Source organism: Bythopirellula goksoeyrii (genome assembly GCF_008065115.1).
Lineage (GTDB): Bacteria > Planctomycetota > Planctomycetia > Pirellulales > Lacipirellulaceae > Bythopirellula > Bythopirellula goksoeyrii.
Window position 1 is genome coordinate 2,437,292 of the sequence record NZ_CP042913.1, and the last position, 21,437, is coordinate 2,458,728.

17 protein-coding genes are annotated in these 21,437 nt (G+C 50.8%); 7 read left to right on the forward strand and 10 right to left on the reverse strand.

Annotated features, from left to right (window positions below):
• The first annotated feature begins 29 nt into the window (after window positions 1-29).
• The gene (locus tag Pr1d_RS09615; RefSeq protein WP_148073333.1) at window positions 30-1,148 is read left to right on the forward strand and encodes a class I SAM-dependent methyltransferase; all 1,119 of its coding nucleotides are present in this window, start codon (window positions 30-32) and stop codon (window positions 1,146-1,148) included.
• 32 nt (window positions 1,149-1,180) lie between these two features.
• On the opposite strand, the gene Pr1d_RS09620 is transcribed toward Pr1d_RS09615, so the two are convergent.
• The 5 genes from Pr1d_RS09620 to Pr1d_RS09640 all read right to left on the reverse strand — a co-directional run bounded on the left by Pr1d_RS09620 (window position 1,181) and on the right by Pr1d_RS09640 (window position 5,413).
• Complete coding sequence (locus Pr1d_RS09620; RefSeq protein WP_148073334.1) at window positions 1,181-2,044, reverse strand: glycosyltransferase family 10 domain-containing protein; 864 nt, start codon at window positions 2,042-2,044, stop codon at window positions 1,181-1,183.
• Window positions 2,041-2,877: a polysaccharide pyruvyl transferase family protein gene (locus Pr1d_RS09625; RefSeq protein ID WP_148073335.1), complete on the reverse strand. Its 837-nt coding sequence runs from the start codon at window positions 2,875-2,877 to the stop codon at window positions 2,041-2,043. Before Pr1d_RS09625 ends, Pr1d_RS09620 begins: the two co-directional genes overlap by 4 nt.
• 16 nt (window positions 2,878-2,893) lie before the next feature.
• The gene (locus tag Pr1d_RS09630) at window positions 2,894-3,634 is read right to left on the reverse strand and encodes a glycosyltransferase family 25 protein (protein WP_148073336.1); all 741 of its coding nucleotides are present in this window, start codon (window positions 3,632-3,634) and stop codon (window positions 2,894-2,896) included.
• Window positions 3,635-3,702: 68 nt separating this feature from the next.
• Window positions 3,703-4,542, reverse strand: a complete 840-nt coding sequence (locus Pr1d_RS09635) for an FkbM family methyltransferase (RefSeq protein WP_148073337.1) — start codon at window positions 4,540-4,542, stop codon at window positions 3,703-3,705.
• Between the two features lie 43 nt (window positions 4,543-4,585).
• On the reverse strand, window positions 4,586-5,413 hold the full coding sequence (locus tag Pr1d_RS09640; RefSeq protein ID WP_238476668.1) for a glycosyltransferase family 4 protein: 828 nt from the start codon (window positions 5,411-5,413) through the stop codon (window positions 4,586-4,588).
• Between the two features lie 931 nt (window positions 5,414-6,344).
• Here Pr1d_RS09640 and Pr1d_RS09645 point away from each other — a divergent pair.
• The 3 genes from Pr1d_RS09645 (at window position 6,345) to Pr1d_RS09655 (ending at window position 8,595) form a co-directional block, all read left to right on the forward strand.
• The gene (locus Pr1d_RS09645; RefSeq protein ID WP_148073338.1) at window positions 6,345-6,875 is read left to right on the forward strand and encodes an SGNH/GDSL hydrolase family protein; all 531 of its coding nucleotides are present in this window, start codon (window positions 6,345-6,347) and stop codon (window positions 6,873-6,875) included.
• A 74-nt stretch (window positions 6,876-6,949) separates the two neighbouring features.
• Window positions 6,950-7,924, forward strand: coding sequence for a mitochondrial fission ELM1 family protein (locus Pr1d_RS09650; protein ID WP_168205149.1), 975 nt, complete (start codon window positions 6,950-6,952; stop codon window positions 7,922-7,924).
• A gap of 326 nt (window positions 7,925-8,250) precedes the next feature.
• Window positions 8,251-8,595: a cupin domain-containing protein gene (locus Pr1d_RS09655; RefSeq protein WP_148073340.1), complete on the forward strand. Its 345-nt coding sequence runs from the start codon at window positions 8,251-8,253 to the stop codon at window positions 8,593-8,595.
• 1,237 nt (window positions 8,596-9,832) lie between these two features.
• Here Pr1d_RS09655 and Pr1d_RS09660 read toward each other — a convergent pair.
• The 5 genes from Pr1d_RS09660 to Pr1d_RS09680 form a co-directional block, all read right to left on the reverse strand.
• Window positions 9,833-11,146 (reverse strand): MFS transporter, encoded by a 1,314-nt coding sequence (locus Pr1d_RS09660; RefSeq protein ID WP_210417939.1) that lies wholly within the window; start codon window positions 11,144-11,146, stop codon window positions 9,833-9,835.
• A gap of 9 nt (window positions 11,147-11,155) precedes the next feature.
• Entirely contained in the window at window positions 11,156-12,202 is a 1,047-nt protein-coding gene (locus tag Pr1d_RS09665; protein WP_148073341.1) for a glycoside hydrolase family 130 protein, read from the reverse strand.
• Window positions 12,203-12,216: 14 nt separating this feature from the next.
• Window positions 12,217-14,382, reverse strand: coding sequence for a hypothetical protein (locus tag Pr1d_RS09670; protein WP_148073342.1), 2,166 nt, complete (start codon window positions 14,380-14,382; stop codon window positions 12,217-12,219).
• A gap of 184 nt (window positions 14,383-14,566) precedes the next feature.
• The gene (locus Pr1d_RS09675; RefSeq protein WP_168205150.1) at window positions 14,567-16,144 is read right to left on the reverse strand and encodes a LamG-like jellyroll fold domain-containing protein; all 1,578 of its coding nucleotides are present in this window, start codon (window positions 16,142-16,144) and stop codon (window positions 14,567-14,569) included.
• Entirely contained in the window at window positions 16,144-16,683 is a 540-nt protein-coding gene (locus tag Pr1d_RS09680; RefSeq protein ID WP_148073344.1) for a sigma-70 family RNA polymerase sigma factor, read from the reverse strand. Before Pr1d_RS09680 ends, Pr1d_RS09675 begins: the two co-directional genes overlap by 1 nt.
• Window positions 16,684-17,267: 584 nt before the next feature.
• Here Pr1d_RS09680 and Pr1d_RS09685 point away from each other — a divergent pair.
• The 3 genes from Pr1d_RS09685 (at window position 17,268) to Pr1d_RS09695 (ending at window position 21,286) form a co-directional block, all read left to right on the forward strand.
• Window positions 17,268-18,443 (forward strand): PEP-CTERM sorting domain-containing protein, encoded by a 1,176-nt coding sequence (locus tag Pr1d_RS09685; RefSeq protein ID WP_168205152.1) that lies wholly within the window; start codon window positions 17,268-17,270, stop codon window positions 18,441-18,443.
• A gap of 149 nt (window positions 18,444-18,592) precedes the next feature.
• Entirely contained in the window at window positions 18,593-19,738 is a 1,146-nt protein-coding gene (locus tag Pr1d_RS09690) for a DUF1559 domain-containing protein (RefSeq protein ID WP_148073346.1), read from the forward strand.
• Window positions 19,739-19,846: 108 nt separating this feature from the next.
• Window positions 19,847-21,286 carry a hypothetical protein gene (locus tag Pr1d_RS09695; RefSeq protein WP_148073347.1) on the forward strand — a complete coding sequence of 480 codons (1,440 nt, stop codon included), beginning with the start codon at window positions 19,847-19,849 and terminating at the stop codon, window positions 21,284-21,286.
• The last annotated feature ends 151 nt before the right edge of the window (window positions 21,287-21,437 follow it).

Here is a 21,437-nt window from a genome sequence, read left to right on the forward strand (position 1 = left end):
GCCTTTCAAGCACCCGAAAGAGTGGAAACATGGCGATTGCACAGTTGACAAGAATGCTTGGCGTCGAGCGCAAATACAACCGATTGCGGACCTATCTCACCACGAGTGAGGAGTTTTTGCGGGAAGAGATACTTGAGTTTCATTTCTTCCAATTCAATTCGGGCAACGCGAAGTATTTTCTTCAGAACGACCAACCGCTTGATGTACAGATTGCCGAACTGCCTCACTATCAGGTCGCAGAGTCAGTTCGCTCTGGCGATAGCATGGCGATTGAAAAAGCGAAGCGAGAGTATCTCAAGTATCTGGAATTTAGCTGGCCTAGCCACGGCATTGAAACCAGTCCAAGTAATCTGGAAGAGAAATACGATCGATTCGTCGACTTAGTCCAAAAGACCGAAGCAGCGGGCAAGCTCAATGCCACGGTCATCTTGACAAAGATTCCCGGCCTGCAGGGCTACTTCGTAGTCGATGGAAATCATCGGTGCAGTATCGCCGCTGCGCTTGGACTTCCAGTAAACGCAAAAGTACTCGGTTTTCCTGATGTGTTCGACCAGTATATGCGTGTCGACGAATTTTATGGGACGAATAACAAGAACTTGCCATACCAAAGTATCTATATTGACAAAGCCATCGTAAGGCATGGACGTCGTGAAGATATCTACGACCGGCTCGCCACGTTGCCACCAGAGTTGTTAGGAGGGAAAACAGTCCTTGATGTCGGGTGCAATATTGGCATGAATGCCATCGGAGCCTACAAATCTGGAGCACGCAAGGTAGTCGGCTTAGAAGTTTCTGGAAGAATTGTGAACTTTGCCACGCGTTTTGCCATGTTTGACCAATGTTACCCCAACGTTGAGTTTCGCCAATTCAATGTTGATTCAGATCAGTTGAATGGAGCAGAGCAATTTGATATTGGTTTCATGCTATCAGTGCACCACCATCTAAAGAATCCTGAAAGACTAGCTCATATCGCTAAGAACAATGTTACCCAAGCGGTTGTTTTTGAGGGACATCCGGATACGAATTTGGACGACTATGCCAATTTTCTCAATACAGTCGCGTTCTCACGGATTGAAAAAGTGGCCGATCTTGCCACTTCAGTATTTAAGTCAGAATTAAGCCGACCGCTGTGGGTTTTTTATAAGTAATGTGCATTCATGCTGAACCGCGTAAGAGCAGTTTATGCAGCCGATATGTTGGACAACTCATATTGCAGCATTTTCGCAATGGCTTGTTCTTGATTGATATAGGAGAGCGCCCGCTCACGATTTTCGGCAGAGTAAGCGCTGAGACGCTCAAAGTCTCTATAGTTTAAAGACGATAGGGCTTGTTTTAATTCATTGATACTCTGACAAATGACCATCCCTCTTGTATCGAAGTATTGGTTCACATCCGGAGCGCCCCAATAGACGGGAATCGTGTTGCAAAGTAGACAGTCGATCAACTTTTCAGAGAAATAGCCCGGTTCGCGACTGTTCTCAATAACCGCTGAGAACCGGTAGGGAGCGAGCCCTTCTTCCTTCTTATCAAAGGACTTAAACGCCCGACCCAAGAGATCTACTTCGACCCCAGCTTGTGAAATCCAGGCAGCCAATTGATGACGTATGCGATGCCCTCTCATTTTTTGTTTGCCAGATGCTATCAAAGACATTCGCTCAGTTTTTGAAACGTTCGCAGCGTTTAGGTCCGACACCCAAGTTGACGTAAGTGTCAATGCTCGGGCATTCGGAATACGCCGTCTCAGCTTATGGCATCGCGAAAAGATGCGAAAGAATCGTGGCCACAGCACATACATCGCTAGATAGTGACGCCTATGGACCGCATAGGGTTCGGTAATTCTCAGGGAGATTGAACACTGGAGGTTCTCAAGGGGACGATACAGTAGTTGCGAACTCGGGGGAATGACCAAGTGATCCTCGGGTAACAACTCGCGGACCGTCCCTTGGCGGATACTCGCTTCGAGTGGCAAGATAAGTTGATCAAGCGGTACATCGGCTAGATTACGGATATTCTTCAATCGATAGGGGAGTATTGCAATTGTCATACTGAGACTCCGACTTCAACTCGGTTTGTAGCAAGTGACAAGGACGCACAGGCATTACTTATTGCGGTGCGATACTGCTGTTTTGAATATTTGAATTGGCCGATCATGAATGGGTATTGCGAAGGATGTTGAAAGATGTCTTCGTTCGCAGCGAAAAATGGCTTTTCTTGATCAAGCGTAGAGAAATAGTCGTCAAATTTGAATCTCCCTCCAGCCATCGAATCCGAGGGTGCGAGCCATAAATTAGGAATCTGCAATGCGTCTGCCACAATCAAACCGTGCAATGATTGACTCACGATTCTTTCACAGGAAGCAATTTCTTCCACGACTCTCCACGGAGATTGCATGGGGCTGATCAGATGGGTGTAGCGACCGTACTTTGCCTTCATCGCGGAGATATTCAGTACATGCGATACCAATCCGATTTCATGCTTCTTTCGAATTGGCTTATCGAATAATTGATCGACCAAAACGAGGGGGTCCCCTAGCAGGACATGATCGCCGCAGCCGGCGAGTTCGAGACTCCTTTGACCGCGGACACTGACAACCCTCGTCTGTTTCGGCAACGGTCCAGAATCGGGTTTGAGATAACCGGAACCTATTACGATTGAAGACGGCGTTGCACTTTCGAGGATGCTACCTACGCCGAGGAGGTGAGGTTGGGAACGATTCGTGGCGAAGCGGACTTGCTGGTCACTAAGCCGCTCCAGAAACGAAGGGTTGATGTCGTCACCGAAATTTGGTCGACCGACATGCCAAAAAAGGGGGAGATTCGCCGTCGATTTTAGGCGCCAACTCCAGTATCGTCTCGCCTTTTCGATTTTACGATGCATACGCCGGATCCGTTATCTAAAAGCTGATTTGGGCACTCCGACGAGCGCAGCTCGCCAGTTTGTGCCTATAAAGCGGGCGGAGTATTTCTCTCTTTAGCGTTTCTCTCCATGACTTTCGCTTCCCAATGCAACTCCCTCCGAGTTGAGCAGACCTTTCGGTGATTCCGCCCGGATAAACACTAATTGGCTGCACACCCGTTTGCCATGTCATTTGCAAGAACGCATCGACGGGCCGATCAAATCGCTGAGTATGTTCCAATAACGATTTTGCCGCGTTCTGTCCAACCAATTGTCCGATCATTCCCAAGCCGGTCACCTCGGGCACAATGAGCCGGTGAGTTGCCGTAGAAGCACGAATTGATGCAGCTCTCTCACGGCATTTTTGAGGAAACCGAACATAGTCTTCCAGAGTAAAATGTCGTAGCGCAAGGTCGAAGGCGGAATTAAAAACAGTCACGTCAAGTTCGACATCGTCTTCTAGGATTAGACCCCCATCAAGATTCTGATCGACGATCGCTTGCCAGCACTTACGATGGCTATAGAAACAGGCTATCTCTGCCAACCTCAGCTGGAAAGGATAGGACGGCTTAAAGTGTGAGCAGTCTCTTCTCTCGCGAACACTCTCATTCTCAAGTGCTTCACTATCGACCGCTTCTACGACCTCTACGGGAATCGGACATTGCTGCTTAAGACGCTCGACCTGTTCATGCCGATCCGTTGCTCGTTCCAGGTGGACAATAAATGCTTTGACGTTCATTCTAGATCTCGGTAAGAGTAAACCTATTCAACCGGATGCGAAGGAATTTAAATGGCAACGTGGGTGACCTAGGCGGCTCTATTGAAATACCTTTGATATCTTTTATGAAAGCTTTGATGAAGACGTGTCAGAAGTGATCTTCTTCTTGAGTTTTCCCCGGCAGCAAAGGAAACGCTAACCGTGTTGCAGACAACTTTTTCATCGAGTTCCCTGCCGACATTTCGATAGTGATTGACCTCGCCTGAAAACGGTACCTCACGAATCTTCCGTGCTAGCTCACCCTCTCTGACCCAGAATGAATTGACGCCGATCGTGCGTGCGATTTCATATCCTTGAGCAGTGAGTAGCTTTCGCACCATGCTTTCCGCTTCATGTTGTTTGTGGTCTGACTCGACTACGAGCACACGAACATTGTATTTGTCGAAATCAAGGCCACGCAACGCAGCAAGCTCAGCACCTTCAATATCAATCGACATGATGTCAATCGTTGCAGGAGCACGAGCCTCATCAAGCAGAGTCGTAGTGCGTGCAGTCCTGACCTTAGTTTCGCGATAGCTGTGCGCTGTCACTTCAGAACGCCGCTGGATGAAGTAATCTCGTTGTGCTGGGTCAAACGTGGAGAGGGAGCCACGGGGAGTTTCGTAGAAAACAACTTCGCCGTCCTCTTCGGAAACAGCGGCCCGAATACAAGTCGATCCTTTGCGGTTTGTTTTGAGAGCGTCGAAGAGTCCCGAATGCGCTTCGACCAACAGACCACTCCAGCCCCGTTGTTCGAAATAGTAGGTATTCGACAAATGCACACCATCGTGGCTGCCGAGTTCGACGTAGTATCCTTCTTTTTGTCCTGCAAACACCTTATCAAGCAAGATGTCCTCGCCGTGCTGGCTACAATACGCTGATTTATTCATAACGAGTGGTTCCTTAGTGGCTACATGTGAATTATGACATCACTCAAGCAGCATTCCGAAGTTCCCAAAGCTGTTGGTAGACTTGTCCGATTCCTTCAATTTCTTGGGTGACGCTAAACTCCTGCTCGACAGTTTCTCGTGCCCCTCGCGACATATCTTCTGCCAGATTAGGATCATCGAGAATCTCTTCGACTGCATCACACACCTTTTCTATGTCGTTGATCGGCACTAGCCGACCACTCTTGCTATTGGCCACAAATGTGGCAAACGCGCCCGTATCACTGACTACCACAGGAGTACCTGAGGCCATCGCTTCGAGGGGAGTCATGCCGTAGCCTTCGTAACGTGGCACAGCAACCAGTAGCGTCAACGCGGAGAGGATTTCAGGCAGCTTTTGTTTCTCGATCTCCCCCGTAAAACAAATTCGACCTTCGAGTCCTGCCTCAGCTATGCGACGTTTCAGCGCCTGTGAGAATCGAGCAAACTTCGCCTCGGTCTTTCCGATAATTAGAGCGGTCACTTCGGGATGATGCGGTAAAATTCGGATCATTGCCTCGACGAAGAGATCCGTCCCCTTTTCTGGTCGGACTCGACCAACCGTGGCGATCCCTCGTTTGCCTGAAAAGCCTGTCGCTTGCCAGGCGCTAGCGCGATCTACTGCCGGTTGAAAACTCGATGTATCGACGCCGTGCGGTACGACGGCGACTACATTCGGCACAAATCCCGCCGCCCTTGGCGAAGTAGCGACAACCGCGTCCATTCTCGAAATCAAAAATCTCGGCAACGCCGAGTGGCGACGAATTGCGGCCGAAGTAAAAACCGTCTTGATCGGCAACCGCAGCAGATCGCGAGCAACCAGTGCCCAAAACATTTCACAATTCCGACGCACATGCCAAATAATACATGGCCTGTTTCTTGGCGCCCTAAAGGAACTGAGGATCGCTTGTCTTATTGAGACGGGCTTCGTATTGACTGCAGGGAGTGGGTTCCCGCAAAAAAGTGTCTTGTAATTCTTCTCCTGGATGCGCAGGAGTTGATCTATCGTCGCCGAGACCCCGGTAAAATTCCGATTGAGGTTGGTTACCACCAGTTCAGGCGCCGAATCACTAGACATAAGGGTCTCAGGAAGGGTAGCAATTTCAAATAAGTGAAGCCGTCCGCCGACAGACAGACTACTCATAGCACTTCCAGCGGAGAAATACCCGGCGAACTAGACCTGATCGCCCAGATTCCGTCAACCTCATTGGAGTGAAGGGCAGGGGAATCATAGTGAAAGTACCATGCCCTTCTCCGGGGGTCGTAGCCGATCGAATAGAAGCACAAAACCTTTAAGAGAACAGCGCCCCAAACGAGTCGAACAGGCGTTGTGCTAGCAGGTCAATTGCTAGCAGGCCTCCAAGAATTGAGTTCGAATCATGAGATCGTGAAAGCTACCGAGGATTCTTGATGATCTTGATTCATCGGTAGCAAAAGGACTATAGACGTCTTCTTACAATGTCAACATTTTTCAATCCTCCACAATAATTGAACAAGCAGAGAGCCGAAGCACCTTGTTAACTCTCGTCCAACACAAAACGGCAACTGCGCACACCATGATCCCTCCCAATCAACACGCTCCTTTTCCAGTTGGCAGCACTCGCGTACTAGCTCTTGGAGACTGCAATCTCTTCGGCACACATGTCGCTCCCAAAGGTAGTTCGATCCTCGATAAGTTTTGCCGATGCCTTGAGCAGGCGGGTTATCGCGTCTCCGGACAGAATCTTGCTTGCCAGCGGGCCTGCTCTCGAGAAGGAACTGCTTTGATGGCTTCCAGCAAGATTCAGGCAGATATTCTCCTGTTGAATTACGGACACGTAGACTCAAGGATCACACCGATAGCTCGGGGCACGTATCCCTACATTACTGAGGTGGGTTTGAAGACAACGAGTCGCAAACTGCTGAATCTCAAGAAATTCCGTTCGGGCAACATATCACCCCGAAGCGTCGTTTCAGGAGAAACCTTAGTGCCAATCGCCGATTTTTGCTCCAACATTCAGCGGATGATCAAGTTCGCTCGCAAAGCGAATCCCGGCGTGTGGATCCTGCTCTGGGGGAGTCCACCCCTACAACACAATGCCCAACACAATGAGCAACTTTTGAGATACAACGCCGAATCGCACGACATCGCCACGCGGATGGGAGCGACCTACCTTCCTACAAAGCCAGTCATCGACAATCTCTCTTTTTCTGAGGAACTCCGCGGCAAGCAGCGCTTCAGCGAAGTTGCAACCACATCCATTGCTGCGGAGATGGCCCACGCGTATCTCTCCCAACGGCAACGCACGGCTGCATAGGATTTACCATGCAAATCGGGGAATCAACAGGTCATTCCCGCGCAGGCGGGAACCTAGTCACTACGCGGAGTCGAATGGATCCCCGACCGTGCGGAGATGACGCTTCCCTACGCAGGGATGTCAATCCAGCAAGTTGCACAGTCATCTGGCGATTCCACGACGACAAATCAGGTCACATCAATCAAACTCGTGGTCTCGTCAAAGCCATAGCGGAGATCACGCCTGTCGAAACTTTCGACTTGCCTTGCTTCTCTCGTAGACAAAGTTGTCTCTGGTGGCTGGGGAATCAGTTTCCCCCGGGCGAAAATCTTAAACGGCCGGACCTCATTCTAGGTGCAGGCCACGCCACCCACTTCGCCCTTCTGGCGGCACGTCGACACAACGGCGGCAAGGCAGTTGTGTTAATGAAACCTTCGTTGCCCCATTGGCTGTTTGATCTTTGCATTGTTCCCGACCAGGACGGCCTCGAAAAATCCGAGAATGTGATTCTCACTCGCGGCGTCCTCAATGTCGTTAACCCCTCGCGGTCGCAGCAACAGGAACGCGGACTGATCCTCATTGGCGGCCCCTCCTCCGCTCATGGCTGGGACAACCCATCCATCATCAATCAGATTGGAGCCATTGTCAGCAACCAACCCGACGTCAACTGGCATCTCACCACATCGCGCCGCACTCCCGCTGATCTAGTGATGTTACTAGAGCACCTTCCTCTGCCAAATCTCACAGTTGTGCCCCATACCAGCACGAGCCTCAACTGGGTGCCCGAACAACTCACTCATTCGTCACAAGTTTGGGTCAGCGAAGACAGTGTCTCGATGGTCTCTGAAGCACTAACCAGTGGCGCAAGCGTAGGCTTGCTGGAAGTGCCAGAGAACTACGAGGGTCGTGTTTCCCAAGGAGTGCAAAAACTGCGCGACCTTGGCTGGGTCACGCATTTCACCGACTGGGACCGCACCCGCCCCATCTCCACAACGCGAGTGAACTTGAATGAAGCCCAACGGTGCGCTACACTTCTCTGCAACAAATTCGATCTTGTCAGAACAGTTTGAATGGCACAGCGCAAACCTATGCCTACTTTTTTGTGACTTTTTGTGCTACTAACGACACAAATCTTCGAAGCATACGCAAATTCATCTCAGTTGAAATCAAAGAGGGGAAATTAGACGCGGACAAACGCGGATTTAGCGGATTACCACGGATCATTCGTGAGTTGAATTCTCTTGACATCCGCGTAAATCCGTCCGATCAGCGATCATCCGCGTCTAGTTTCTTCCTTTTAATTTGGTTGCGGCAAGTGACCGCGCTGTGCTTTTCGTGGCTATCTTAGGTGTAGATAGTACTACTTGTCTCATTCACCACCGAGTTGGTTTGTAACATGTCCGAACCCTATCGCATCGAACACCTCGCCGACTTGCCTCCAGTCAAATGCCTCTGCGGCGAAACGCGCCGGGCCTTTGTCGATGACGCCGCCGGCGTCGCTTCCATGCACCTGGTCGAGATTAGCACCGATGCCCAAACGCACTATCACAAAAGTCTGACGGAACTCTATTACATTCTTGAAGGCGAAGGAGAAATGGAACTAGACGGTCAGCGCCACCCTGTGAAACCAGGCGACGCCATCCTCATCAAACCTGGCTGCCGCCACAGGGCCATCGGCCGGCTAAAGGTGTTGAACGTTCCGGTCCCCGCCTTCGACCCGGATGATGAGTGGTTCGATTAAAGCGTAGAACCTATCCCGGAGCCGATTTTTCTCAAAAGTAGCTTGGGTCCCAGACCCGAGATTTAGAGCATTTGTCCAAACGGGACGGGGTCCCATTCTACGTTTTGGGATAGGCACTTGGTGCATGTCCCAAGAATTCGCCGTAGAATGGGCTCTCCTGTCCGTTGCGAAGTTTTGGCAAAGTCACTTAGGAAGAAAGCCGCCTGCTATGCCCGCCACCGGTGACTACCACCAGTGCGATTGAAAGTGTTACGTCAGGTGACTCTGTTGGCAGGCTTCTTGCTCACCCCGCCCAGAGGCGTCTCCTCAGTACTGCTGCTCGGCCAACTTAAGCAATTGGCTATCGAACTACCGAGTTGGTAGCTTCGTCTTTCATGAGCAGTTGTCATCATCCGCGAAAACGGCTAAATGATCACCATGACTCGGCCAATGTTATGAACTTCACTATTCCTGCTATCGCCGGCCGATTGGGCACTTCAAAAAACATTCGTCTGCGATTCACGACAGGTACATCCTGTGCGAGTAAACTATGTGTCTTCATCGCGTTCAGCGTTTACTTCTGAGGCAGACTTGGAAGACGAACCGATCTACAGAAAAGTGCCACTCCTGGCCAGCTAGTGGAACTTAGGATAAGACATACAAGAGTCAGCTCTTCCTCTCTTAAGAATAAGGGCGCAACTACCGAGGTTGTCAACACCGCCAGCAGTTGGGCAACAGGCTAAGCTGCTGAAGTTGGTCCATCCGCTGTCAGTTTGGAAATCCGCGAACTGCGGGAGGTCGATTAGACCGAATTAGGTTTCGCTACCGTAACCCCGAAAAGAGTCAGTTTTATCCAGTGTCACGGATCGATGAGTATTTGAGACGAATTTAAACACGTGCGATTCTCCTGGTAATTGTTTGCTGCCCCAATCCTCATTGGCACTACGTTGGAGGGCTGGAGTCTGATGGTCTAATCTACTGCGGGGGAACCGATTGAGCAGAAGTTCATCTACCAATCGACAAGATTGCATCCGTTCAGATTGGTTCAATAAGGGACTCTCTCGTTCATCCAAGTCGCTCATTGAAGACCATGCAGACTGAAACGATTCCTTCTTAACCCTCGGACAACCTCATTCTTAGGTCTGGTTGGTTTCGCTGCGGTAGAGAAACGCCAACAGTGGTTTCTGAACCTTGGTTGAGCTAGATCCTGAGAACATTTAAGAGAGGCAACTTCCAGGCTCATGCCATTCTTTACTACTCAACCCAACAAACCTGGAGCCTGTTTCTCAAGAATTATGTCAGGACTTTGTGGAGTGAGCACTTCGCGAGTGGGTACCAGTTGTCCGCAACCGCTGAGAATGCGCTTGGCCATCCAAATCGAAAGCAATTGCACGATTCCTATGATTAATAGTGCGTATCGCAATGCGAACGTATCGGAAATATTGTTGGCCAACAAAATAAACAACCCGCAACCGGCTAAGCGGCCGATGAAAAAACCGAACTCTTGATTGAAGATGTACGCGAATTTATTGCGGTGTTCGATGGCGGAAACTGTGTCGATCACTTGCATTTGAATGGGGAAATAGGCAATGTCATGCAGCGGTCGGCCCAGCAGAAGGCATACCATGAAGATGAGAACGCCTGTAGCATTGAAGAGCAGAGCGTTTGCTAACCCGCCCAGGACAAACAGTCCAAGGCCAATAGTGAAGATCATAATGCGGTGTTTCGGCTTGGCAGTCCGGCCAATGAAGTAGAGTAGAAAAGCTGATAGGATGCCTCCGACTGCTTGAATTGTTCCCAAGGCACCTTCTTGCCCGACCAAAAGCATTACCAGCATGGCTGGAGCGGTGACGATATAACCTTGCGCCAATCCTTTCAAGATGGCCAGTAACTGCATCCGGTTCCACAGCCAGTGGAAGCGAAAATAGATGAAATCGGACTTTGGCGGGTTTTCGAAGTTACCCCGATGGATCAAGATTGATGAGAAAATGGTCAGTAGGAACACCATCGCTGTGACGATTTGATAAGCTGCGACGCGGTCCCCGCCAAACCATCCCCACTGGCCTGTGCCCTCGATAAACCAGCCGATGAGGACCGGCACAACGACGTAGGTATTCGTGTAGAAAAATGTTTCCAGGCCATAGTAGTAGTTGCGATTTGAGTCATTGGTAGTAGAGAGCGCAAGGAAGTCGCGATTGGCCCAGAATAAGCCAAAGGACATTCCCATCATTAAGCCTGCCACCCCGATGCCCATTATGCTGAGTTTTCCCAGCGACATCATCACCGCCATGGAAATCCCGCTCAGTAACATTCCCGCCGAATAGAGACGCTTAATACCAATGTGTTGGAGCAGGAAGCCGTTGACTAAAAATGTGAACGGAATACCTGTGTAGACTGCAAGTTGGTAAATAACGACCATTTTCACGTCCTGCGTGTTGCGCATGACGTAGGCCCCTACGAAAATGTCAATCACGGGCAGGACGAAGGCGTAGATCAGGTTCGTGAGAAGCAAAATCTGCATATCGCGCGGAAAGGAGAGAAAGTGCAGATACTCTTGGCGGAGTTTATTCATAGGTCGGTATCAACTTAAAGTTTGAAGTATCTGTTCAATCGAGAATCGTGCCCCGCAGATCACGCTATCGGAGGCACCATAGTAGATTGTGAGCTCGTCACCTGTGACCAAGTGACCGTTGGTGAAGACGACGTTGCCAAAGAAACCGATCCGTTCATATTCGGCAATGGGCTCCATTATAGGTTCACTTGATCGGGCCAAAACTTTCCAGGGTTGTTCGAGATCTAACAGCAATGCCCCGAGACAGTACCGATTCTGAGCATCAGCACCATGGTAGATTTCCAACCAGCCATTGGACGTGCGAATGGGAGCTGCCCCAGCCCCCACGCGAGCGCTGTCCCACATGCCCGGACGACTGTGTGCTAGACATCGGTGCTGGCCCCAATGGACGAGGTCCGGCGATTCGGCAATCCAGATGTAGTTGCCGCCAATGAACTGACTGCTGGGACGGTGGAGTGCATAATATTTGCCACCTATCCGGTCATCGAAAACTGCGCAGTCTTTATTGTGGGGAGGAAGAATCATCCCGAGTTCGCGAATCATGCGCCAATCCGTTGTGCTACGAAGTCCGACACCAACTCCATGAGCCGACACTTGCGTAAAGGTGAGGTAATAGGTCTCCTCAATTTGCGTAACGCGGCAGTCTTCGATGCCGTAGGCTTCCAATTCGCCCTGGCCACACATCGCCGGATACGAGGGATGTTCTGAAAAGTTGATGCCGTCTTCGCTAGCGACCAACCGCAAATGCGACATCGTCGTCAAGTAGTCCTTGTTGTCGTAGCTAATAATCCTGGCGTCAGAGAGATCGAGCTTGGGATCTGCACTGTCGAATTCTAGTATTTGAAGTCTGCCGTTTTCGGCAAGTATGGGAAATGAAGTTTTGCCAGGGCTTTGCACAGGGCGTTCGGCAACACGCAAGAGCAACCATGTTTTGTTCTTGAATCGGAAGACGCCGGGATTCAGAAGACATTCCACGTTCATTCCCTCTAGGCTTGGAGGTATATCGGCTGGCCCGAGAAGGGGGTTCTGAGCAAATCGCTTTGCGATGTCAGCCATTATTTGAACGTTTCCTATGGAGTGTATCGTACTACGACGTCGTTGATCAGAATGCAAGTTTCTTCGCGTCGGATTTCCCCTCTTGCCGGAGAAAGGACCACGATCCTCGCTGTATCGTCTGGAATGATGAACGATACAATTCCAGTTACATTTTTCTGCAGAAACTCGTCGCTTGCAGCATCGTAAATATCCTTCGCCTCGGACCCGACATCGATCTCGACAACCTTGTTCGATGAGTAAGGGTTGTAATAGAGGTAGGTGGGATACGCTGTGTCGTGGTAGTAATCCGTTTTCAGTAGATCCAATTGTAAAATTGCTTCAACATTAGTCCGTCGAATAATTCCGCCAAGTGTCCCGACATGGGAACTGCCGTACAGCCCCAGATCGGTGGCTGCCGGAGCAGGCCGATAGAGCACGATGGGAACAGTGGCTTCTTCGAGGAGGTCGATGAACTTGACCACCAAGTCCCCCTGGGCAAACGGACCGACGTTGGATTGATAGGAAATCGCCATGGCGTCCACCGAGAGTTTGTCTTGGCCACTTCCACACGGAGATTCGTCACTGCTATGTGCTTTAACGTAGAGTGCTTTCCTCATTTTGGTGGGGATTTCCGCAACATACGCGGAATCTAAACCAGACACCGAGAACGCGGGAGTGTACGGACCGTCTGGTCGATCGGAAAATGAAAATCGAAAAGCATTCCCTATATGTCCGCCATCTATTCGCTTGGCCGCCACGACGAGCCAACGATCCAACTCATCTGGAAGTTCAAATTCCCAGATATGCTCAAACGGTGGCCCCATGCCGGACGCTTCTTCGAATACCTGAAGATCGGGTGGTGCCTCTTCCTGAAAATGAGTGGAAACGAAACTTCCATTCAAGATTTTACCTCGTAACGTCCGGAAATCGGATCGGGCGGTCGCTGAACCGCGTTTCCACTTGCGTATTCCCTCGTAGGCAATCACTGATTTACCGTCGTGTGCTTTGGCCCATTCGAAACTCGATTGATGCTCGGGGTCATGGGCATCGGGATAAAATAGTCGCGACGCATTCGCTAGGTTTAATATCCATTTACCTATGTCGTGAGCATACCGATTGTCGTAGCGTGCTAGTGGCACAAGTGCGCCAGCCCATTCGAACGTGTTCATGGCGAAAGCATAGCCTTCGCCATCCGTAGTACTCCCAACCAGACCATATGCATCCAAGCCATTCCACCGATCAGAGATCACTCCCCACCCTGGCCGGGCTTGAGGTCGGCCAAGGGGTTCAAAGCAATCATTCACTAACCTAGCGACGTCATAATCACGACCCAATTCGGCGTTCATTCGGGCGGCGACCAGCGCGCCGTAAGGCAGGAGGACTTCATAGAGTGGACTCTTATCGGCCGGCCTTTCTTGGAGGGATCGGATCGCCCAATCTGCGGCCGTCAGAAAACGCGGATCTTGGAACTTTACCCACGCCATATACTCCAGCCATGCGATCCCAGCGGCAGCTTCGGGTTCAATGCGCCCCTTCTCTACAGGCTTCATGGTTTTGAGATTCAATCCAGTGTGATCAAAGTTGGGCAGTGCGAGCGGAACAGTCCCCCCTCCCAAGGCGATACAAGCTTCATGCCACTTTAGCGCCACGGAGAGGGCCTGTTGTGTGCGCACAGGATCATCCGGATACAAATCGTCGACTTGATAAAATAAGACATTGGGAAAAATGTCATACCAAAACGAGCTCCCCGAGCCGCGGTGCAGCCGGTTCAAGTAGACTCCTTCCTCTGGCCTGAAGAAATTCATACCCATCGTCACCCAATCATGACCAAGTTGAGTTCGCATGTCTAAGCCAACAAGTGAACCACTGATCACCGCACCCAGATAGTTAATCGCTTCAGGATCGCGCGGACCGCCGATGAATGCTGGCATCGAGACCATCGTCTGCTTCTCATCTATCCAACTGACGAGAGGTAGGTGATCCCCACGCTGCTCGAAATCGAACAGCATGTTGATATAATCGCGGGTTACCTGGGACCAATCACGCATCGAATACGGCTGGGGAAGATTCGGCATCGGTGCAACTCTCGAGATCATAGTTTGCGACATTGTCTCAACAGCGTTCAATGGACTGGCACCGCCAAGCGTCAACAAGCAGATAAAGCCGGAGTGGATGCGCAGATAGGCGGATCGCATTTTCATAAACATTACTTCCCCAAGAGATATGTGCCGAGCTAGCGGCCTGCAGACGTTCCTCTAGAGACTTGTCTTAATTCTAGTGCCGTAGAAATTTGATTAAACAACAGGTAAAAACCTACGACGCATAATCGAGCAGTGAAGCGGCCAAGGCTCGCGGTGACTAAACGGACCAACTCGATCGGTGGCTTTAATCGGCCTCGCCTGCCAACTCATAGAGCTCTAGAACTTGACTTGCCGTAAGAGGGTGGTTGAAAATCGCCAACTCATCAAGGCGACCATCCCACATGTTGAAATCTCTCTCTTCGGGGGCATCTCCACTCAAGTTCAGCTTGGTCCCTATCGCCAAAGAACTGATCCGCGGATCGCGGTGCATTTGGTGATACGCAGCGGACGCCACCTCTTGCCCGTTGCGGTAGAGTCGCAGCGTCGATCCATCGGCGACGAAAGCGACATGGTGCCACATATTCAGTGGCAGTGGCGTCTTTTCCTTCGCGACAATTTCTCTGCCACTACTGTCGAAGATATGTACCTCAAGTTCACCACCATCCTGAAAAAGTCCGAAATGAAACTGGCCCTTGTCCTCATCACCTCCTGCCCAATTCTTGGCGATGCTGGCCCAACGAGGTCTTGAGTTGGCGTAAACCCATGCGGCTACGCTCAGAGCGTCTCCTTCCGCTTGAGGATACTGCCGTGCCGAGGCGTATGCTTGCTCAGCGGGTCCCCCAAGTGACAGCGCAGCACCAACTCTACCAACTGTCCAGACTGGCATGCTGCCGCGTCCAATGTGAATTCTCGCATCTGCCCCGCTGGAGGACGAATCGATAAGCCGCTTTCCATCGCTGGTTGGTTCCATGCGATAATACACCGCAGGGTTTAGGGCTAGAACAGTTTGGGCATAGGAACTAACCTCACCACGTAGGCTACGGAGGAATTGCCTAGAGTCCAGATTAATGCCAGACGGCATCCCTGTGAAAAAGTCGACTCGGGCTGCTTCACCCGAGACCAAGCGTAACTTTTCCGCTGCCTTGCTTTTTTCCCCATGCAGGTCGACTAGCACCTCTCCCTTAAACACGTGAACTTCTGATTCTTTGTTCCTAACCGCTTGAACAGCGAAGTCGGTGCCTAAGTCGATCACAGTTGCTCCGGGCGATTCGACGCGAAAGCCGGTAGCTGCCGCGGGCACATGCGCTGCGAGTTGCCCATCTTCCAGCTGGACGCTAGTGTGATCAACTAAGTTGAAAACGGCTGGAGCTTTCAAGACAAGAATGGCTCCTGATTCGTATTGAATTTCTATCAAGCCATTGAGTAACTCATAGATTCCTTTTCGCAGTCGAATGCCTTCCGAGGGACTCGTTTCGCCATTCACACCATAGCTAAAGCTAGCACCTACGACCTTGCTGAGTACGGCTATTTCTTCGCCGCGGAGGGGCGGTTGACCTTGTTCGAAGGTGCGAAGTGCCATCCCAATGACTGCGACCAAGATGCTTGCAGCTATTGTCCAACCGAATAATTTGCTTCGCCTGGTCCACTTGTCTCGAACCATTTCCTTGACGGATCGATTTGTGGGTATCACCATGGCAGTCAGTAGTCCATGCTCAGAACAGAGAAGGGCGTGCATCTGGCAGAAATCCAGATATTGTTGTCTCAAAGTTGGATCTGATTCGATCAGAACGCCCAGCCGTTGATGCTCAGATTGACTCAGATTTCCTTCGGTCAATTGTCCGAGAAGCTGCTGAAATTCAAAATCTTGACTACTGCTCACCATTATGCGGTTTCCGTATTGGCATCTTTTTGAACGCATTCGATTAACCACTTGCGAGCTCGGAACAGAATCTGATAGACCGAGTTCGCATTGCAGCGGAGTTTCTCGCCCATGTCACAGACTTTCACTTCCTCCAAATATCGGAGTCGAATCGCCTCACGCGAGCGGAGAGGCAAAAGGGCTAGGCATTTTTCCAATGCCGCGGCCCTCTGCTCATGGGTTTCATCGATTTCTTTTGCCTCCCAGGCGAGCTTGGACAATAGTTCGTTGCTGTAGTGAACTTTGTCTCGAATCATTTTTTGCCGATATGCCATGAATTGAAAATGTGCAATCCGGAAGGACCATGCTTTGAAGTTGGAACCAGGTTCGAATTGGTCCCACTGCTTCCATAGCACTATATTCGCCTCCTGGAGTACATCGTTGGCTGAATCGGTGTCTCCTGAAAGAGACAAAATATACCCGTATAGCCGCCCTTGGTATTGGGTCATGAGTTCGACGAAATCGTGAGTGACGGCCGAATCATTGGCTGTCATGGCATTCATCTCCTCTCCTAAAGAAAAGAACACTTATATCACGAATCTTACACTAAAACTTTGTGATGCGTACGGAAGAGATAGAATTCATTAGTACTGCAGATTGGAATAGTTCGGCCTTTAAGTATTACAAAAAGGTTGTACAAAACAGTCGAAAGGTAGAATACAGGGGTAAATCAATCGACCGGAAAGGGGAGTCAATGAGAGTTTCATGCTCGAAATAGCCTCAATACTGCCCCAAGGATCGATTCCTTTGCAGATTCGAATAAAGTAATGAATTGTTAGTAGAATTATCTTTGAATTCGTAAGATTCTGGTCGCAACTGCTATATACTTAGGTCAGCAGATGACGGGCGTCGACTATCGCGTCCACATCACTTATTGCGTCCGCTCATAACGAAATAGTGGGATAAAAAGCGGACTCCGGCTCGTCATTGCTCTCTTTTATCTGTTCTGTCTCAGGTGCCGCGGGCAGCGGTTATTCATTTGGGCGGTCTGGGTACTAGCCGGCACGCCATGCGTCTTGGTTGTGTCTTGCCATTTTTCTTGGCATCCTGTTCAGGAGTTTCCATGGTTTTTGAGGGAGAAAGCGTAATGAAGAAATTTTCTGTGACGAGCCTCGGTCTATTGTTGGCCCTTTCAGTGATCAGCACGAATAGCTGGGCACTCATCTTTCAGTTTGATGGCGGTGGCTTACCGTCTGACGATTTCCAGATAGCGGCCAACTGGAATGATTTCGCCGCTGGCCCTGATGCTGTGCCTGGCGCTGGTGACCGAGCCATCATCAACGACAACTTTGTTGTACAACATAACACAGCTGTTACGACTACCTTGGGGAGTCTAATCGTCGGTGCCGATTGGCCGGTGACGGGAGAACTTGGAACCGATGGAACGCTCAACCTGTCAGCCGGAAAGATCATCGTCACCGGTGGTGGCGACAACTTCCAGATCGCCCGCGCACGCGGAGCCGTAGTGGGCGATGCCGATGGGGATGGCTTGATTGTCATCACCAATGCCGAGTTAGAGATTAGTGGTTCGGACCCGATCGTAGGAACACGCGATCATGGTGTGCTTGATGTCGGCCTGAATGGCAAGGTTTACAATACACCGGGCAATGATAATTATTGGCGGCTGGGGAATTACGGCCCGAGTGTTGATGCCGGTCTCGAGGGAAATGGCCTGCTGGATGTCCATGACAATGGCACCTTCAATGCCCATGTCATCTTCATCGGGGACCGAGACTCGACTGGCGAGTTGCGGGTTTCCGACACCGGTTCGGTAGTGCTGACAGGCAACCTGGTTGCAAGACCCTCTGGATTTGAAGCGGGTGGGTCAGCCAAGGTTCAGATGAACGGTGCGACGGCGACATTAAGTGCCTTCAATCTGGAGTCGGAAAGTTTGGTGGGAGAGGTTCCTACACTTTATGAGTTTAACGCCGATTCTTTGCTCGGTGTGTCAGCTATAAAGTTGCAGGACGCGATTAATATCACCAATAACGAGCTCGTAGTTAACTTGAATAGCTTTCCTCTGGCAAATCTTTCGTCGATCTTGCTGTTTGATGGTGACCAATCCTTAGTAGGAGACCGAGTATTCGGTACGTTTGCTTCGACGACGGTTAGCGGCGGTGCCCTCGGTGCACAATACTCAGTGGTTTATGACCAAGCTGTCGGGGACATTCTCCTACAACGTATTCCTGAGCCGTCGACGATATTACTGTTCGGCCTCAGCTTGATGTTTACAGCCGGCGCAAGACGTCGGCAATCGTGCTGATTAGGTAATAGTTTTTGACCATTCCTATTGGAATTGACAGAACGGCCATCCCGCTCTTGGGATGGCCGGCTGTCGGTAACGAAGACTATCTAGGAGTGGACATTGACAGAGAACGAAGGTGAGTCTGAGGACAAAGCCCGGAGCAAGGCATGAATAATTCGGTTTCTTGGAATGCAATCGTCGGAATCAGGAAGCGATGCTCCACGAACGAGAAGTATGGTTTCACTCTCGTCGAACTATTGGTGGTGATCGCCATTATCGGCATTCTGGTAGCGTTGCTTTTGCCGGCGATTCAAGCTGCAAGAGAAGCCGCTCGACGCACCGACTGCAGGAATCGGCTCAAGCAAATGGGCCTGGCAATTCAAAATCATGTCAGCACACAGCGTGTATTTCCGACAGGAGGTGTCGGCGTTTATCCAGACATTGCGAATTTCGTCACGGGAGGAAGGCCCTTTGGCCCTGAGAAGCAAGGTCTCAACTGGTGTTACCAGATATTACCCTATCTGGAACAAGGCGCAATTCAAGGCCTTACCACGCAAGTTGAACTTCAAGCTCAGTCTATCCCGCTCTATGTATGTCCCTCCCGTCGGACAGTCTCAGCCGCTTCGAACAACGCTGCAATTCTCGGCGACCAACAGGTGTTTCTCATCGACTATGCCGCTGTGCAGCCGTGTACCGACGATTGCCCGCCAGGCTCCCCCGGCTGTGCAACGCCAGTTCGATACAACCCTCAGGATTCGGTGCCCCTTACCAGAGACGGCTACGTAAAAAATCAATTGTCTTTTTGGGGAGGGAAAAATGGGGAAGTCGCGGGTATCGTGTCCAAGAATAACCAAGTCTACGACGGCGTCATTGTTCGTAGTGCCTGGGACTATCAGAACAAGATATTCACGAACAATTCGCGCCCGATAAGATTTGCCCAAATCACCGACGGAACCAGCAATACCTTCTTGCTTGGCGAGAAGTATGTCCGGACCGACTTGTACGAGGGGGGAAGTAAATCAGACGACAAGGGATGGATCGATGGCTGGGATCCCGATGCGATCCGCTCGACTTGCTTTCAGCCATACAGCGATGGCGATGGATTCCAATTTCAGCCTAACAACGGTCCTGGCGACTTCTTCGGGAGAGATAGAGACGTTTACTACTTTGGATCAGCCCACCCGGGTGGGCTCAACGGCATCTTTGCCGATGGATCAGTTCGCTCGATTGGTTTCGACGTCGATGTCCTGATGTTTAACGCTTTAGGAACTCGGGATAGAGGGGAAGTAGTCGACACATCACAGGTGAATTGAGTGAGAAAGACAAGTAACCCGTGAGCCGGTGCCAAACGATAGCCGCGGAGAGGTTTCTTCGAGGACATTCTGCACCTCCTAATATTACGCAATTATTTTGGAGTCCGTATGATGAAAACTGCAAGACTTTCGGCCAAGAAGATGACACATTTTACCCTGATCTTGGCTCTATCTATAGTTAGCCAAGATTGTTGGGCAGTTTTTGTGTATTTCGATGGAAGTACGAATACTGACTTTAGTCTCGCGACAAATTGGACACCAGAGAATGCACCTGGCACCAATCTTGTCGACATCTATGGCATCGACGATGGCCTTTCGTCAACTTATTCCGGCGGCACTACTCAGGTGAAGGGGCTAAGAGTCGGATCGGCGGCCAAAGAGCATCAGTTTGGGGACACACATTTTGGCAGGTTAACGATGTCGGGTGGGACGCTCGAAATAACTGGCTCGGGTGCGGAGGGTCTGTTTGGCATCGGCCGCGAACGAGAACCCATTATCACCGACGACGCCAAGAAAGGGGGCGAACTCATCATGAATGGCTCGTCTACCATAATTGCTAATGGACTCATCGTCGGTGAACGCACAAAGGGGCTACTTTCTATTGGTCAGAACTCTATCGTTGAAATGAGGACCTGGGATACGACTGTCGTACCCAACCAGTTTGGTGGCACGGAAGATATTCGCATCGGCAACTATGGACCCGCCTACGACGATTTTGGTGCCGAACCGGGACTGGACGGAAGAGGCTTGGTTGACGTACATGGCTCCTTTATGGCTAAAGACATGTATTTCTCCGAGCATGGCGCGCAAGGAGAACTTCGTCTCTCTGGTGGTACGGTAAACTTGAACGGAGGGCTGATCATGGACCTCTGTGATAATTGTCAGTCCAATCCAGTCCTCCTGGCCCAGCGTTTAGCCAAGGTATCCATCTTTGGCTCTAGCGGAACCTTTAACGTAGGCGTCGACCCTGACCCTTTGGTTGTCGACCCCATGCCCCCCCTCCGCGATATTCTTGCTGCTTCTCCTACTGCCGTCTTTTCTTTCACGGCAGACTCGGGAGGTGTAACTCCGATCACGCTTTTTCAGAACGCCAGCGAACCATCCGGTGGAGCTGAAATTCAGGGTGCACAACTTGAGCTAAATCTCGATGCATACCCCTTCACACCAACATCCAAGCTAACGCTCATTGACGCGACTGCCTCGCTGCTCTTGGGCCAGTTCGGTTCCGTGACTTTCCTGGGCAATACGACCGCCAGCGTCAATTACGATTTTACCAACGGCGACGTGTTTCTCAACAACTTCCAATCGACCGGGGGACTTGCCGGTGACTTCGATAACGACGGTGACGTGGATGGCCACGATTTCCTCGTCTGGCAACGCGGAAGCTCTCCCAACTCCCTCAGCCCCGTGGATCTTCTTGCCTGGCAAGACAATTACGGTGACGGAAGTCTCACTGCTCTGGGAGCCGTACCGGAACCTTCTGCCGGGCTGCTCGCGCTTGTTGCCGGCGCAACGCTTGGCTTGAACTTGAGAGGCCGAAAGCGTTGATTTTTGATTATATAAGTGCTGGTGAGCAGCATCTGACGCCAGTTCACCATGAGCACCATACCAAACAGAGACTCGCGGCAATAAGTAGTGCCTGGAGATATTTTGCTTTTCAGGATTCAAAGGGTTCGTGTTGGTTCCGTGGTTATACTGT

Bases quoted from the DNA above. Each gene is read 5' to 3' on its own strand.
- Pr1d_RS09690 (WP_148073346.1), top strand. From the start codon at position 18,593: ATGAATAATTCGGTTTCTTGGAATGCAATCGTCGGAATCAGGAAGCGA.
- Pr1d_RS09660 (WP_210417939.1), bottom strand. From the start codon at position 11,146: ATGAATAAACTCCGCCAAGAGTATCTGCACTTTCTCTCCTTTCCGCGC.
- Pr1d_RS09650 (WP_168205149.1), top strand. From the start codon at position 6,950: ATGGATCCCCGACCGTGCGGAGATGACGCTTCCCTACGCAGGGATGTC.
- Pr1d_RS09655 (WP_148073340.1), top strand. From the start codon at position 8,251: ATGTCCGAACCCTATCGCATCGAACACCTCGCCGACTTGCCTCCAGTC.
- Pr1d_RS09640 (WP_238476668.1), bottom strand. From the start codon at position 5,413: ATGTTTTGGGCACTGGTTGCTCGCGATCTGCTGCGGTTGCCGATCAAG.
- Pr1d_RS09625 (WP_148073335.1), bottom strand. From the start codon at position 2,877: ATGCATCGTAAAATCGAAAAGGCGAGACGATACTGGAGTTGGCGCCTA.
- Pr1d_RS09695 (WP_148073347.1), top strand. From the start codon at position 19,847: ATGATGAAAACTGCAAGACTTTCGGCCAAGAAGATGACACATTTTACC.
- Pr1d_RS09645 (WP_148073338.1), top strand. From the start codon at position 6,345: ATGGCTTCCAGCAAGATTCAGGCAGATATTCTCCTGTTGAATTACGGA.
- Pr1d_RS09670 (WP_148073342.1), bottom strand. From the start codon at position 14,382: ATGAAAATGCGATCCGCCTATCTGCGCATCCACTCCGGCTTTATCTGC.
- Pr1d_RS09680 (WP_148073344.1), bottom strand. From the start codon at position 16,683: ATGAATGCCATGACAGCCAATGATTCGGCCGTCACTCACGATTTCGTC.
- Pr1d_RS09675 (WP_168205150.1), bottom strand. From the start codon at position 16,144: ATGGTGAGCAGTAGTCAAGATTTTGAATTTCAGCAGCTTCTCGGACAA.
- Pr1d_RS09620 (WP_148073334.1), bottom strand. From the start codon at position 2,044: ATGACAATTGCAATACTCCCCTATCGATTGAAGAATATCCGTAATCTA.
- Pr1d_RS09635 (WP_148073337.1), bottom strand. From the start codon at position 4,542: ATGAATAAATCAGCGTATTGTAGCCAGCACGGCGAGGACATCTTGCTT.
- Pr1d_RS09615 (WP_148073333.1), top strand. From the start codon at position 30: ATGGCGATTGCACAGTTGACAAGAATGCTTGGCGTCGAGCGCAAATAC.
- Pr1d_RS09630 (WP_148073336.1), bottom strand. From the start codon at position 3,634: ATGAACGTCAAAGCATTTATTGTCCACCTGGAACGAGCAACGGATCGG.
- Pr1d_RS09685 (WP_168205152.1), top strand. From the start codon at position 17,268: ATGAAGAAATTTTCTGTGACGAGCCTCGGTCTATTGTTGGCCCTTTCA.
- Pr1d_RS09665 (WP_148073341.1), bottom strand. From the start codon at position 12,202: ATGGCTGACATCGCAAAGCGATTTGCTCAGAACCCCCTTCTCGGGCCA.